The sequence below is a fragment of the Corynebacterium tuberculostearicum genome (assembly GCF_022347235.1).
Lineage (GTDB): Bacteria > Actinomycetota > Actinomycetes > Mycobacteriales > Mycobacteriaceae > Corynebacterium > Corynebacterium tuberculostearicum_F.
Map to the genome: position 1 here is coordinate 38,280 of NZ_JAKRDX010000017.1, position 12,790 is coordinate 51,069.

The window sequence follows — 12,790 nt, forward strand, 5'->3', positions numbered from 1 at the left end:
CTGCCCCAACTTTGCAACAGCACCTTTCAGGGTCATATGGGGGCAGTGGAGAGAAGTGGTGGATCAGTGGACGGCGGTGGATGCCGGAGTAGGCGTGGCGTGTTCCTCTTTCGACTCGGTCGGAGCCAGGTGAGCCGGATCCAGATCAATGCGGCGCAACAGCTGGGCGTTCAGGGCCACCACGATGGTCGAGGCAGACATCAAGATCGCGCCCACGGCCGGGGACAGCACGAACCCGATCGAGGCGAGCACTCCGGCGGCCAGCGGCACAGCGAGGATGTTGTAGCCAGAGGCCCAGATCAGGTTCTGGATCATCTTGCGGTAGCTGGCCTGGGACAGCTCAATCATCGACAGCACTGCCCGCGGGTCATCACTGGCTAGGACCACCCCGGCAGATTCCATGGCCACATCCGTGCCGGCACCGATGGCGATACCGACGTCCGCGCGGGTCAGAGCGGGGGCGTCATTGACACCGTCACCGACCATGGCCACGCTCAAACCCCGGTCCTGCAGCTGCGTGACCTTGGTGTCTTTGTCCTGGGGCAGGACCTCGGCGAAGACCTCATCAATGCCTAGGTCCTGACCAACCGCCTGGGCCACCTGCTGCGCGTCGCCGGTGATCATCGCGACCTTCACCCCGCGGTCCTGCAGGGCTTTCACGGCGGCGCGGGATTCGGGGCGGATCTTGTCCTCGACGGCCACCGCACCGATGATCTGACCGTCACGGACAATATGGAGCACACCGGCCCCACGCCCGGTCCAGGCGCTGGTGGTGTCGGTGAGCTCGGCCGGGGTCGTGAGGTTGAACTCGCGCAGCATGTTCGGCCCACCCACGAGGATCTCAGCGCCATCGACAGTGGCCCGGACCCCCCGGCCGGAGGCGGCGCTGAAACCAGTTGCACGGATTTGCCGACGGGAGGCCTCGGGATGGGCGGCCGCGGCCGCCACGATGGCGCGGGCCACGGGGTGCTCACTGTCGGCCTCCGCGGCGGCGGCCAGGGCCAGCAGCTCGCCCTCGGTGACGCCAACAGCTGCCGCGACACCGGTGACCGCGTGCGCACCCTCGGTCAGGGTGCCGGTTTTGTCGAAGAGAACCACGTCGATGGTGCGCATCCGCTCGAGCGCCATCCGGTCCTTGATGAGCACCCCGGATTTCGCGGCCCGCTCGCTGGAGATCGCAATGACCAGCGGAATCGCCAGACCCAGGGCATGCGGGCAGGCGATGACCAGCACCGTGACCGTGCGCACCACGGCATCGTCCGGGCTGCCGATGATGGTCCACACCACCGCAGTGATCAGAGCGGAGATCAGCGCGAACCAGAACAACAACGCCGCCGCCCGATCCGCCAGGGCCTGGGCCCGGGAGGAGGACTCCTGGGCGTCGGCAACCATGCGTTGGATCCCGGCCAAGGCGGTGTCCCCGCCGGTAGCCTCCACCCGGATGCGGACGGTGTTGTCGGTGGCCACGGTACCGGCGACCACCTTGTCACCGGTGTCGCGGAAGACGGGACGGGATTCGCCGGTGATCATCGCCTCATCGAATTCGGCGGCTCCATCGAGGATGGTTCCGTCGGCCGGCACCCGGGCACCGGCCCTCACCAGCACGACGTCGTCGACGACCAGGTCGGAGATGGCCACGGTGCGGGTGGTCCCGTCGATGACTTTCTCGGCCTCATCCGGCAGCAGGGCAGCCAGCGCGTCAAGCGCGGAGGACGCAGCCCCGAGAGCGGACATCTCCAGCCAGTGGCCCAGCAGCATGATGGTCACCAGCAGGGCCAGCTCCCACCAGAAGTCCAGCTCGAAACCGCCCAGCCCCAGAGTGGTGACCCAGGAGGCGACAAACGCCACGGTGATGGCCATGGCGATCAGGAGCATCATCCCGGGTTGGCGGGATTTCAGTTCTTTCCATCCGCCCTTGAGGAAAGGCGTTCCGCCGTAGACGAAGATGATCGTGCCCAGCACCGGGGGAATCCAGGTGGATCCGGGGAATGCCGGGAGGTGGTAGCCGAGCAGCTGGGCGACCATGGGGCTGAAAATAACGACGGGAATGGACAGAATCAGCGACCACCAGAAGCGGTCCCGAAACATTGCGGTGCTGTGTCCGGCGTGTTCGCCGTGACCATGAACGTGGTGGTCTTCGTCCAGGGCGGAGTGCGGGTGATCGTGGGGCATCGCCTGGCCGTGGGTGTCGGCATGTGCGTGGTGTTCGTGGCCGGCATGATCCGGGTGGTGGGTGTGGTCTGTTTCCGGAGCGGGGTGATCACCATGGTGATCACCCGAATGGTGGGGAGTGCTCATGACGTTCCTTTCGCTCAACCCGGTCGGGGTCGAGATGATGGGTAAAACTGATCAGGATAAGACGGTGTAGCCGGCCTCCTCGATGGCCCGGCGAACCATCTCCGGAGGTACGACACCGGTGACCGTGACGGTGGAAACACCACCAGCAGCGAGATCAATCTGGACGTCGTCGACCTGGGGAAGGGCCTGAAGGGCCTGGGTCACGCTTTTCGCGCAGTGCCCGCAGGTCAGGCCGGTGACCTGGTAGCTAGGGGAGGACCCTCCTGCTGACGAGTCGCTGGTGGCAAGGGTGGAGGCGGTGTCGGCACGTGAGGCAGGTCCGCAACAGCTGCAGCCGTGGGAGGCCATCGGCAAGAGGCGGGGCGGGGAGGTGATCATGGGAAAGCTCCTTCGGTTCGGTGGGGTGCGGCGATGCCGCTCTCTAGCGTATACCCCCAGGGGGTATATTTTCAGCATACCCCCTGGGGGTATATTTTCAAGGGGTAGAGGGCACGGCCCTCACGCGGGGCAGGGTGTGGTCACCGAGCAGCCTCCTCACTTTCGGGAGGGGACAGCGGGAGGCGGAGGGCAAACACCGCTCCGCGACCAGGTCCGGGGGAGGTGGCGGTGAGAGTGCCGCCGTGGGCCTCGATCAATGCCTTGGAGATGGTCAGACCGATACCGGCCCCGCCGTTGTCCCGGCTGCGGGCGGCATCCCCCCGGTAGAAGCGTTCGAAGATGTGTCCGAGCTGGTCAAGTGGGATGCCCTCGCCATCATCGGCGACGTGGATGAGCGCGGTGGACGCCCCCTGTCGGTGGACGCTGATTCGGACCTGCCCGCCGGCCGGGGTGTGCCGTAGCGCGTTCGACAGGAGATTGCTCATCACCTGGCCGAAGCGTTGCCGGTCCACGAGCACCCGGGCGGTGTCTGCAATGCTCTCGACCTGTAAATCGACGCCTTTGTCAGCATAAGCTTCCCCCGCGGCAACAGCGGCGGTATGGAGCAGATCCCCGAGCCCTTCCTCCGCCAGGTCCAAATCGATCCGGTGTTCCTGGGCCCGGGAGACATCGTCGATGTCTTCCATCAACCGGGTCAGGCGGGTGAGTTGGTCAGCCATGATCGTGTGGGTGGCATTATTCCAGTCCACGACCCCGTCCTGGAGACCATCGAGGTAGACCGTGAGCACCGATAAGGGGGTGCCCATTTCGTGGGCCAGATCAGAGAGCATCTGGCGGCGGACCTGTTCGGTGTGTTCCAGCCGGTCGGCCATGGTGTTGAAGGCATGCGCCAGGGTGGTGAACTCGGGGCCTGCTTTTCCGGCGGGCACGCGGATACGGGAGTTGCCGGCCGTCAGGCTGGTAGCGGCGTGGGTGAGATCCTGCAGGGGGGTGCGCAGACGACGCGATAACCACAGGCTGGCCAGCAGGGCGCTGATCAAGGCGGTGGGCAGGGCGACGGCCAGGGTGATCAGGTTGGCGCCCCGGTAGGCCTGCTCGGCATGGAACAGCTCCAGCGAGGGGTCCTCCCGGCCGGTCATCAACATATGATCATGGAACAGGGTCGGACCCACCATCGTGGCCACGGCCGCGGCCACCAGCAGGCTAATCACCACGACCAACACCTGGGCGGCCAGGAAGCGGAAGGTCAGGCCGGGTCCGTGATTCATGGCTGCCCCACCCGGTAGCCCACGCCACGCACGGTGTCGATAAACCCCCGGCCCCGGGTGTCGGTGCCGAGCTTGCGACGCAAGTTGCCGATGTGGACATCGACGATGCGTTCATCACCGACCCAGGTGGTGTCCCAGACCTCGGTGACCAGGTCGTGGCGGGTCAGCACCTGGCCGGGGCGCAGGGCCAGGGCAACCAGCAGCTCGAACTCCGTGCGGGTGAGCTCCACGGTCGTCTCCCCCACCCGCACCTCATGGGCGACGGGGTCAAGGATGAGGTCCCCAACGATCAAGGGGGTGGTCACCTGCGGTGGGGTGATGCTGGTGCGCGGGCGGCGCAACACCGCATGCAACCGGGTCACCAGTTCCCGGATGCTAAAAGGTTTGGTGATGTAGTCATCCGCCCCCAGGGTCAAACCGCTGATCTTGTCGTCCTCACTGCCACGCGCGGTGAGCATGAGGATGTAGCAGTCCGAGAAGGTGCGGATCCGTCGGCACACCTCCAGGCCGTCGAGTTCGGGCAGCCCCAGATCCAGCACCACAACATCGGGGGAAAAGCGACGGGCCTCGTCCACGGCCTGGGTACCGGTGTGCGCTTGGCGGGTATCGAAGCCGGCCCGGATGAGGTAGGAAGCCACCATCTGAGCCAAGGGTTGTTCATCATCGACGACCAGCACCCGCCCCGGGGGCGTAGCGGTGGTCGGTGTGCGGTCAGCCATAGACCCCAGTATCGCTCCGGCCAGGGGGGAATACCACCCTCGCTCAGTACCCGGCGGGGAAATCTTTATCAAATCTTCAAACATCACCCTTCGACCGCCGTCACCCCTGTGCCCGACCCCGGGCCGGCGGCATCGCCCCCCTGGTCGGTTCAGCAGGCACCACCAGGGATTTCACTGCCTGCACCGCATACCCAGGGCGGGTAGAAGGACATCGCCCACGGCTGTGGGGTGGTGTCCCGGTGGTGACCCAGCCCACCGAATTCACCCTCTTTTTGCCCTGCTATAAGGCTGTGAACAGGGTTTTTGAATTCTAGTCCGTCAGGCACCCGTGCTAGATAAAGGTATGGCATCGACCTTGAGGCGGTGTCTTCTTATGGCCTTACCACGATCCAAGGAGATTGAAGTGAAACGAGCAGCGATCGCAGCCGCCGCCCTTGCCCTCGCCCTCACGGGGTGTTCGGCCGCCGACCCGGAACCCACCGCCGATGGGACGGTGTCCCAGGACACATTCCTGACTGCCCATGGCCTGGCCGACATGGACGCGGTGGAGATCATTGATCACCTCGACCGGCAGAAGGTCACTGAGCGTCCCACGGATCTGATCGCCTCAGTACGTGCCGATGAACTGCTGCTCTCGAGCGATGACCAGGAAGTTGTGCTCGATCTTCCCGACAATCAGACGTATGTCTCGATCGCACCCTATCTCACCTCCACCCACGACTGCTTCTACCACAGCCTCACGACCTGCCAGGGGGAACTCGACAATGAGGATATCCAGGTCACGATCACCGATGAGGCGACCGGTGAGGTGCTGGTGGACGAGACGACAACCACCTTCGACAACGGGTTTATTGGCTTCTGGCTTCCCGATGATGCCACCGGCCAGATTGAGGTCAGCTACCAGGGCCATACCGGCACCACGGAGTTTTCCACCGCTGACGACGGTGCCACCTGTGTCACAGACCTGCGCCTGACGTAATGGCTCAGCAGGATCCTCACCTGCGCCTGTCTCCCGTGTCACTGAAATCTAGCACCAAGGAAGGTCAAATCATGATGAACGCGTTTTCCCGACGACAGTTTCTGCTCGGCGGGCTCGTTCTCGCCGGCACTGGGGCCGTGGCCGCCTGCACCAGCGACCCTGGACCCGCTGCCTCGGCACCAGGTCCCTCCCTTCGCCCCACTCCCACCCCCACTGCGCTCGGTGAGCCGACGGTGCGCCGGACACTGAACGCCCGGCCCCTCTCTCTGGATATCGGCGGCATCGAAGCCAAGACGTGGGGATACGTCTCTGACACCGGGGATGCGGCCATTGAGGCCACCGCCGGCGACGTCCTCCAGGTCGATATCACCAATGAACTGCCTGAAAGCACCTCCATCCACTGGCATGGCATCGCACTCCACAACGCAGCCGACGGTGTGCCCGGCATGACCCAGGACCCCATTGAACCTGGCAAGTCTTTCTCCTATGTTTTTGAAGTCCCCCACGGTGGCACCTACTTCTACCATTCCCACTCCGGCCTGCAGCTTGATCGCGGCCTCCACGCCCCACTGATCATCCGTGACCCGCAAGACGCTGAGGACCAGGACGTCGAGTGGACCATCGTGCTCGACGACTGGGTCGATGGCATTCAGGGCACTCCCGACGATGAGCTCGACAAGCTCACCGGAATGGGTTCGGGTGACCATAACGGGAAGAAGGGGATGGGAGGTCACGGCCATATGATGCACGGCACCCCGGACCGGGTACTGGGCGGGGATGCCGGCGATGTGATGTATCCGCACTACCTCATCAACGGACGTATCCCCCGTGCTCACCGGACCTTCGAGGCTCGCCCGGGCGACAAGGCCCGCCTGCGGTTTATCAACTCCGGCGGTGACACCATCTTCAAGGTGGCCCTCGGTGGCCACCGCATGACCGTGACCCACACCGACGGCTTCCCTGTCCAACCCAGGGAGACCGAATCGATCTACCTGTCGATGGGCGAGCGTGTCGACGTCGAGGTCATCCTCGACGACGGTATCTTCCCGCTCACGGCTTTGGCGGTGGGTAAGGACGACCGTGCCTTCGCCGTCATCCGCACCGCCGGCGGCCAGGCCCCCCACCCCGATGTCGACTTCCCCGAGTTGTCGTCCACCGGACTGCTTCTGTCCTCCCTGAAGCCAGCAGACCGTGCACTCCTGCCCGAGGACACACCAGACCGAGAAGTCAGCATCGACCTGGGCGGGCAGATGATGCCGTATGAATGGAGCATTCTCACCGACGGCCAATCCTCCTCCGCGACCGTGCAGGAGGGCCAGCGCCTGCGGATGGTCATGCGCAACAGGACCATGATGCCCCATCCCATGCACATCCACGGCCACACGTGGGCGCTGCCCGGCAGCGGCGGGCTACGCAAGGACACCGTCCTTCTCCGCCACGGTGAAACCATGATTGCCGACCTGATCGCTGACAACCCCGGTGAGTGGGCATTTCACTGTCATAACGCCTATCACATGGAAACCGGGATGTTCAGCTCGCTTCGCTACGAGTAACCCCCACAGCAGGGTTGAGTGCCGAGGTGGGCGGGGGTGCCCCCGAGTAGTGGACACGGCGTTGGTGTCAGGGTTGAGCAATGTGTGCCAGGAGTTGACGGGATTGAAGTATGCGTCGGCGTGCACGGCAGCAAGTTCAATGATGCGGTCGTAGCACTTGTTAAAGCCGGTGGTTTCGGCATCAATGACCGCAAAGACCGGCTTGCCCGGTGTGCGCGGGGCGTAGCGGTTGAGGAGGTTTTCTAAAAAGCCCATGGCCTCAAACCTAGAGGCCCATACCGACATGCCCACCTAAACGCTATCGAACACTGCAACCAACGTGGATTTCTGTGGATAACCACACTAGCCCTGTGCGGGTTGTCCACAAGGTTAGTGTGGTTGGCCTTTCGTAGCGGGCGTGGGTGTGGTTGCCTTAGTGCTATGAGCACTTCGCAGGACTATCCGAACTCCACCCCAACCCCCGCTACTACGACCACTGGGGAGGGTCAGCGGCGGGGCCGAGTTTGCGGGATATTTCCCAGCAGGAATTAAATACTGCTACCCAGTACATGATTGATGAGCATGGATATGCTGCGCACTAAGGAAAAAGGAGCGACTAGGAAAAATAAAAAGAGCCGGAGTGGAAACTTCTGTGGTTTCCATCTCCGGATTTCGATGGTGGGATGTTCACGATGGCAGCTCAACATTGCTTTTCAAGAAGCGTATCCCGAGCTGCGGATATGAAATCTCCCGGGAATTACCGGATGGAACCGGCATCTGCATAGAAAACGGAATAAGAAAAATTACAACAAGGTGTTTTCTCCAAGCAGCAAGAAGCGTTTGCTCGGATTTGTGGCGCAACATGTTTGGAAGACTTGTTCAATTCGCTTTTTGCCACGTTGCCGGATCCACTCCCTGGAAACTGGCACACTGAAGTGAGACTTCACAACGCGTGATGTTCAAGATGGAAGTTCAAGCCTGTTTTAAGAAGCACTTCCCGGCCTGAGCGTGTGGCCTATCTCTCAAAGCTGCCTTCCAAAATCTCTACTCCTCACAACGAGCAATCCGAAAACTAAGACACACATCACCCCTGCACCAATACTAAGGGAAGAAACACCCCAAAGACTCGATATTGCCCCTCCGAGCGCACCACCGATACCTACACCAAAATTGAAGATAGTAACGAAAAAGGACTGTGCAATGTCTGCCAAGTTAACTGCATTTCTGGCTAAGGCAGTCTGCAGAACTGTCGGTGCACCACCAAACCCCAGTCCCCAGACGATTATTCCAGAAATGAAAAAATAGTTGGGAGCTGCCGGTACCGACAAGAGCAAGAATCCTAAAAGCATCAACGCGCCTGAGATTAGACCAGTCAGGAACAATCTCTTATCTACAACGACAGCAGTAAGTAAAATACTGATCCCCGCAGAAATCCCGAAAAATAGAAGCACGACATCTACGCCAAGAGCTATTCCCACACCACTGGTTAAAGGTTGAATGTACGTGTAAACCATGTTGTGCGCTACTGTCCAGCCGAAGAGCGCTACAAGCACCCCCATCACACCAGGCATCAAAATCGATCTCTTAAGAACTTTGGTTCCTGGGCCATCTCCAACAAGTCCCGGCCGGGGAGGAACTGTAAACATAATCCATAACGCCAAAACGATGGATGCAACTGTTAGCATGCCGAGCGTCAATCTCCAACCAAAGTGTTGACCCCCTAATGCACCAAGCGGGACTCCAAAAGCTAAGGCGAAAGGCTGCCCAAAACCGATAATGGCAAGTGCGCGACCTTGGTTTTCCGAACTGACCAAACTCCGAGCGTAATTTGCCACAAGGCCCCAAACGACGCCTCCAGCCATACCGGCAAGAAACCTAGCAAGAAAGGCTAACCACAAATACGAAGTAATAGCAGTGAGAGCGTTGAAAACGCCAAGCCCCATGATAGCTATAACCAAAAGACGCTTACGCGGCATTTTTCGAGTTGCTGTCATCACCGGTATTGCAGCCACCACAGATCCAGCTGCATAAGCGGTTAGAAACTGTCCTACTTTTCCCGTTGTCGTTCCAAAGGACTCACCCATATCAACCAAAACCCCCGTAGGAATGGTCTCGGTCATTATGGCCAAGAAAGCGGCAAACGCTAACCCTGTCAATTGTAGGACTGGTATATCTGCTTTCGATTTCCGATTCGACATGATTGGCAATAATCAATCTTCCTAAAATGCTCGCAGTCCGGTCTCCCTACATCCGGAGTGCAAGCAACGTAGATTCTGGCTCCCTATCCTCCTCTATGCGCTTTCCAATCTTGTGCTTCCACAAAATACGTATCGAATTCATCTTCTCGACGGGCAAGCTCATCTTCAGGCGCCTTGCCACTCATTATCCGTCCCAAGATACGGAAATACTCAAACCTCTCCACACCGGGTGCGATAGTTACCAGTACATCCGCATCGCTACCCTTAGCGGCTCCAAAAGCATGAGGAACACCCGGAAGAACCAATGCGCAATCACCCGCACCTAGCTGGTAAATGTGGCCATCCTCCCAAAACTCCAGTTCCCCTTTAGTGACGTAGAAGAACTCACACGAAATCTTATGAAAATGTGGAACGGCTCCCTCACCCCCATCAAAAAGTTGAATATTTTGTACACTCACATTTCCTTTTGCATCCGAGGCATCCACCAGCAATCTTGCCTTCGGAAGGCGAGAGGAGGAAGCATCTGCCACTATTTCGGGTTCAGAAATTAACATCTTAAATCTCCATTGGTTGTTCGCTGACGAACTATATAGTTCGCTACCGAACTTCTTTTGTCAAGCGCTACACTAAGTTTCAGCAACCCGAAAGGAACAAAATGGACCCCATCTCCACAGCCATGAACAAATGGACGAGGATAAATCCCCACGTCGATGTGGATGCAATGGAAACAACCCTTCGCCTCACCCATCTGTTAAGAGCAATCAAAAACGAAGTGACGACCATCCATGAACAAGCTGAATTAGCTCCGGGCGACTTCGATGTTCTAGCAACGATCCTCCGCCAGGAAAACATCACCCCGGGACAACTTGCACACGCCCTACTTCTGTCAAAGGCCGGAATTACCGGAAGACTTAACAAGCTCAAAAAGCAAGGACTCATTGATGAAGAAATGAATCTTAGCGATAAGCGAGGAAAAACTCTGACACTAACGCCAGAAGGACACGACCGAATAATGTCCATCGTTGAAGCCCATGCCACAGCTGAGCGAAAAGCCCTCAACCACCTGTCCAGTACACAACAGGATGAACTGCTCGAATTGCTACGATCTTGGAGCAAAGAAAGCCCAGCCTAAACGACAGGATGTGTTGGCGAGGTTAGATGATTAGCCATTCTGGCGTGCTGCTTTTAGGATGGTGCTGTTGCAAAGTTGGGGCAGTAGGAAGAGTGACGTGAAATAGTCACAGCCTTGGGTATTTTCTCTGGTCGTCATTTCCCCCGTGACATCATTCTGTGGGCAGTGGGTGGTACTGCCGCTACGGGGTGAGCTACCGCGATCTGGAGGAAATGATGACTTCAGCGGGGCGTGCCATTCGATCACGCCACGATCTACCGCTGGGTCCAGAAATACGCCCCTGAGCTGGACAAGCAAACACGGTGATACCGGCAGGTACCTGACTGGCAGGCTAGTTCTTGGCGGGTGGATGAGACCTATATCCGGGTCGGCGGCAGGTGGTGCTATCTCTATCGGGCGATCACCGCCGGTGGCCAGACCCTGGACTTTTACCTCTCTCCGAAGCGGAACGTGGCCGCAGCGAAGCGTTTCCTGGCCAAGGCCCTCAGATCCAATGCGTCAGCCGGGTATCCCAGAGTGATCAACACCGATAAAGCACCCTCCCTAGCCAGGGTAATCGCCGAGTTGAAGTCAGAGGGAATCTGCCCGCCAACAGTGGAACACCGGTAGGTGAAATTCCTCAACAACATCTTGGAAGGCGACCATGGTCGGCTGAAGCGGATCCTCGGGCCGAAAGGCGCGTTTAAGAACCGGACACTGTATATCGGACGTTGAAAGGGATGGAGGCGATGCACTCATTGCGGAAAGGGCAAGGCGCGATGTTTGCCTACGGGCACCCGAACCCGGACGCGGCGATCGTCAACCGGGTCTTCCAGAATATCTAAGCAGGCTGGGCCATAATGCTGGCCAGGCGACGAAGAAAGGAGTGTTCGCGGTTCTCCACCCAACTTTGCAACAGCACCGTAGCTCGAGTCACCACTTAGTGTAATATTGGTACACACCTTCGATTCATCGAGAGGGTGACCTGACAAAACAATGAAAGGATTGGAAGTGGGATTCACATTTAATGCAGAGAGGGCCATTTTTTGGCTTTATTTAAACCGCAAATCATACGCATCTCGTCTCCCATTTGAGGTTGTCGAAAACGAACATCAGGAGTCAGTCTTTGTTGAACTGCTTTCCGCTGCGATGATCCTTAATACACGTACAACCGATAATTCTTTCGACTTTCATTTTAGTGACAGAGGTCTCGCAGAAGCGGCTCGAATGCACAGCGGATATAGGGCTTCTCTTGCACAGCGTCGGATTTTGGAATGGCTTTACTCGACAAAACGCCCCACCAACTTGGGCGAAATTCTAAACACCCCCTACATCGAAGACTTTTCCGGCGATCTAACTATCCGTGAAATCGAAGAAACAGCAGAAGATCTCGTCTCACACGAGCTAATTAAATGCATGTCTAGTTGGCAAAACAGCTTTCTACATCCGGAAATAACCCCAGAAGGACGCAGAGTGCTGAGAAGCAATATGAGTCTCGACCAAATCATGCAGTCAGGAGCAGCAACCACCTTGAATATCAACTCAATCAACCATGGTGTAATCGGAACTCAATCCAACGGCACCAACTACGGGTCTGTAAGTTCCCACAACCGGATTGACGTCAGTAAGCCAAGTGAAGAGCTCATTGCCGTTACGGTCAAAGAACTTCGCCACATTGTCGACCAGCTCGAGGGACTCGATGAAGAATCAACGGAGGATCTTTTGGATGACCTGGAGGTAGTGGAACAAAAGTCGAAACGCCGAGGCATTCAATGGACGATTGATTCCCTTAAAGCTTTTGGAGCAGCTTTCGCTGAGAAAGCAGGTACAGAAGCCTACCAACAGGTCGCCGATGTACTAACCCAAAATGGACTAAACCCCTAGTAGGTAACAGCGCTATATCGCTAATTAAGACTGCCATACCCCGACTGAGTTATAACCTGTTTTAGGTTTTTAAGGCAAGACTGGAATCTGTCCGAAACCAAACGCGAATTCGTCTGGGAATTACATCGACACTTGGCCCCTCATCTGAGTCGCCAGGTCGATCCCCCCCAACCGCACCCAGGTGACCAAGACAACGCCTAAAATTAGGAAAACCGGAGGTCACGGACCCTTTCGAGTTTGTTACCTCCGGTGTCGCAGTTTGTTCAACTGCTCAGGGTGCCCGGGGCGGTGTCTGGTTCGGAGACATCGTTCCGCATGTCTTATGAGATAGTTCCGGTCTAACCAGCACTAATGTCTCATTACATCGATCCGGTAGAAAACTCTGAAGTTAAATTTGCCCGGCCGCGACAAAAAGTGATGTCT

The 12,790-nt window shown here is 58.4% G+C and carries 10 protein-coding genes and 2 pseudogenes; 5 read left to right on the top strand and 7 right to left on the bottom strand.

Annotated features, from left to right (window positions below; genetic code table 11):
- Nucleotides 1–63 precede the first annotated feature (63 nt).
- The 4 genes from MHK09_RS09430 to MHK09_RS09445 all read right to left on the bottom strand — a co-directional run bounded on the left by MHK09_RS09430 (nt 64) and on the right by MHK09_RS09445 (nt 4,663).
- Nucleotides 64–2,298 (bottom strand): copper-translocating P-type ATPase, encoded by a 2,235-nt coding sequence (locus MHK09_RS09430; RefSeq protein ID WP_250413390.1) that lies wholly within the window; start codon nt 2,296–2,298, stop codon nt 64–66.
- A 51-nt stretch (nt 2,299–2,349) separates the two neighbouring features.
- The gene (locus MHK09_RS09435; protein WP_250413392.1) at nt 2,350–2,676 is read right to left on the bottom strand and encodes a heavy-metal-associated domain-containing protein; all 327 of its coding nucleotides are present in this window, start codon (nt 2,674–2,676) and stop codon (nt 2,350–2,352) included.
- 140 nt (nt 2,677–2,816) lie between these two features.
- Nucleotides 2,817–3,944, bottom strand: coding sequence for a sensor histidine kinase (locus tag MHK09_RS09440; protein WP_250413394.1), 1,128 nt, complete (start codon nt 3,942–3,944; stop codon nt 2,817–2,819).
- A complete protein-coding gene (locus MHK09_RS09445; RefSeq protein WP_250413395.1) occupies nt 3,941–4,663 on the bottom strand; it encodes a response regulator transcription factor in 723 nt (240 codons plus the stop codon). The genes MHK09_RS09440 and MHK09_RS09445 overlap by 4 nt, the downstream gene beginning before the upstream one ends.
- 403 nt (nt 4,664–5,066) lie before the next feature.
- On the opposite strand from MHK09_RS09445, the gene MHK09_RS09450 reads away from it, so the two are divergent.
- Nucleotides 5,067–5,642: a CueP family metal-binding protein gene (locus MHK09_RS09450; RefSeq protein ID WP_040425527.1), complete on the top strand. Its 576-nt coding sequence runs from the start codon at nt 5,067–5,069 to the stop codon at nt 5,640–5,642.
- Nucleotides 5,643–5,713: 71 nt separating this feature from the next.
- Entirely contained in the window at nt 5,714–7,195 is a 1,482-nt protein-coding gene (locus tag MHK09_RS09455) for a multicopper oxidase family protein (protein WP_250413397.1), read from the top strand.
- 120 nt (nt 7,196–7,315) lie between these two features.
- Here MHK09_RS09455 and MHK09_RS09460 read toward each other — a convergent pair.
- The 3 genes and pseudogenes from MHK09_RS09460 to MHK09_RS09470 all read right to left on the bottom strand — a co-directional run.
- Nucleotides 7,316–7,480, bottom strand: a pseudogene (locus MHK09_RS09460) (3'-5' exonuclease); the annotation flags it as partial.
- 716 nt (nt 7,481–8,196) lie between these two features.
- Nucleotides 8,197–9,372: an MFS transporter gene (locus MHK09_RS09465; protein WP_255718269.1), complete on the bottom strand. Its 1,176-nt coding sequence runs from the start codon at nt 9,370–9,372 to the stop codon at nt 8,197–8,199.
- Nucleotides 9,373–9,455: 83 nt separating this feature from the next.
- Nucleotides 9,456–9,926: a cupin domain-containing protein gene (locus tag MHK09_RS09470; protein ID WP_239279318.1), complete on the bottom strand. Its 471-nt coding sequence runs from the start codon at nt 9,924–9,926 to the stop codon at nt 9,456–9,458.
- Nucleotides 9,927–10,027: 101 nt separating this feature from the next.
- Between MHK09_RS09470 and MHK09_RS09475 the strand changes: the two genes are divergently transcribed.
- The 3 genes and pseudogenes from MHK09_RS09475 to MHK09_RS09485 all read left to right on the top strand — a co-directional run bounded on the left by MHK09_RS09475 (nt 10,028) and on the right by MHK09_RS09485 (nt 12,367).
- Entirely contained in the window at nt 10,028–10,504 is a 477-nt protein-coding gene (locus MHK09_RS09475; protein ID WP_239279319.1) for a MarR family winged helix-turn-helix transcriptional regulator, read from the top strand.
- A gap of 114 nt (nt 10,505–10,618) precedes the next feature.
- A pseudogene (locus tag MHK09_RS09480) lies at nt 10,619–11,328 on the top strand (IS6 family transposase).
- Nucleotides 11,329–11,479: 151 nt separating this feature from the next.
- A complete protein-coding gene (locus MHK09_RS09485; protein ID WP_239279320.1) occupies nt 11,480–12,367 on the top strand; it encodes a hypothetical protein in 888 nt (295 codons plus the stop codon).
- Nucleotides 12,368–12,790: the final 423 nt, after the last annotated feature.

Excerpts from the sequence above, each read along its gene's own strand:
- MHK09_RS09430 (WP_250413390.1), bottom strand. The coding sequence starts at position 2,298 with ATGAGCACTCCCCACCATTCGGGTGATCACCATGGTGATCACCCCGCT.
- MHK09_RS09435 (WP_250413392.1), bottom strand. The coding sequence starts at position 2,676 with ATGATCACCTCCCCGCCCCGCCTCTTGCCGATGGCCTCCCACGGCTGC.
- MHK09_RS09440 (WP_250413394.1), bottom strand. The coding sequence starts at position 3,944 with ATGAATCACGGACCCGGCCTGACCTTCCGCTTCCTGGCCGCCCAGGTG.
- MHK09_RS09445 (WP_250413395.1), bottom strand. The coding sequence starts at position 4,663 with ATGGCTGACCGCACACCGACCACCGCTACGCCCCCGGGGCGGGTGCTG.
- MHK09_RS09455 (WP_250413397.1), top strand. The coding sequence starts at position 5,714 with ATGATGAACGCGTTTTCCCGACGACAGTTTCTGCTCGGCGGGCTCGTT.
- MHK09_RS09465 (WP_255718269.1), bottom strand. The coding sequence starts at position 9,372 with ATGTCGAATCGGAAATCGAAAGCAGATATACCAGTCCTACAATTGACA.
- MHK09_RS09470 (WP_239279318.1), bottom strand. The coding sequence starts at position 9,926 with ATGTTAATTTCTGAACCCGAAATAGTGGCAGATGCTTCCTCCTCTCGC.
- MHK09_RS09475 (WP_239279319.1), top strand. The coding sequence starts at position 10,028 with ATGGACCCCATCTCCACAGCCATGAACAAATGGACGAGGATAAATCCC.
- MHK09_RS09485 (WP_239279320.1), top strand. The coding sequence starts at position 11,480 with ATGAAAGGATTGGAAGTGGGATTCACATTTAATGCAGAGAGGGCCATT.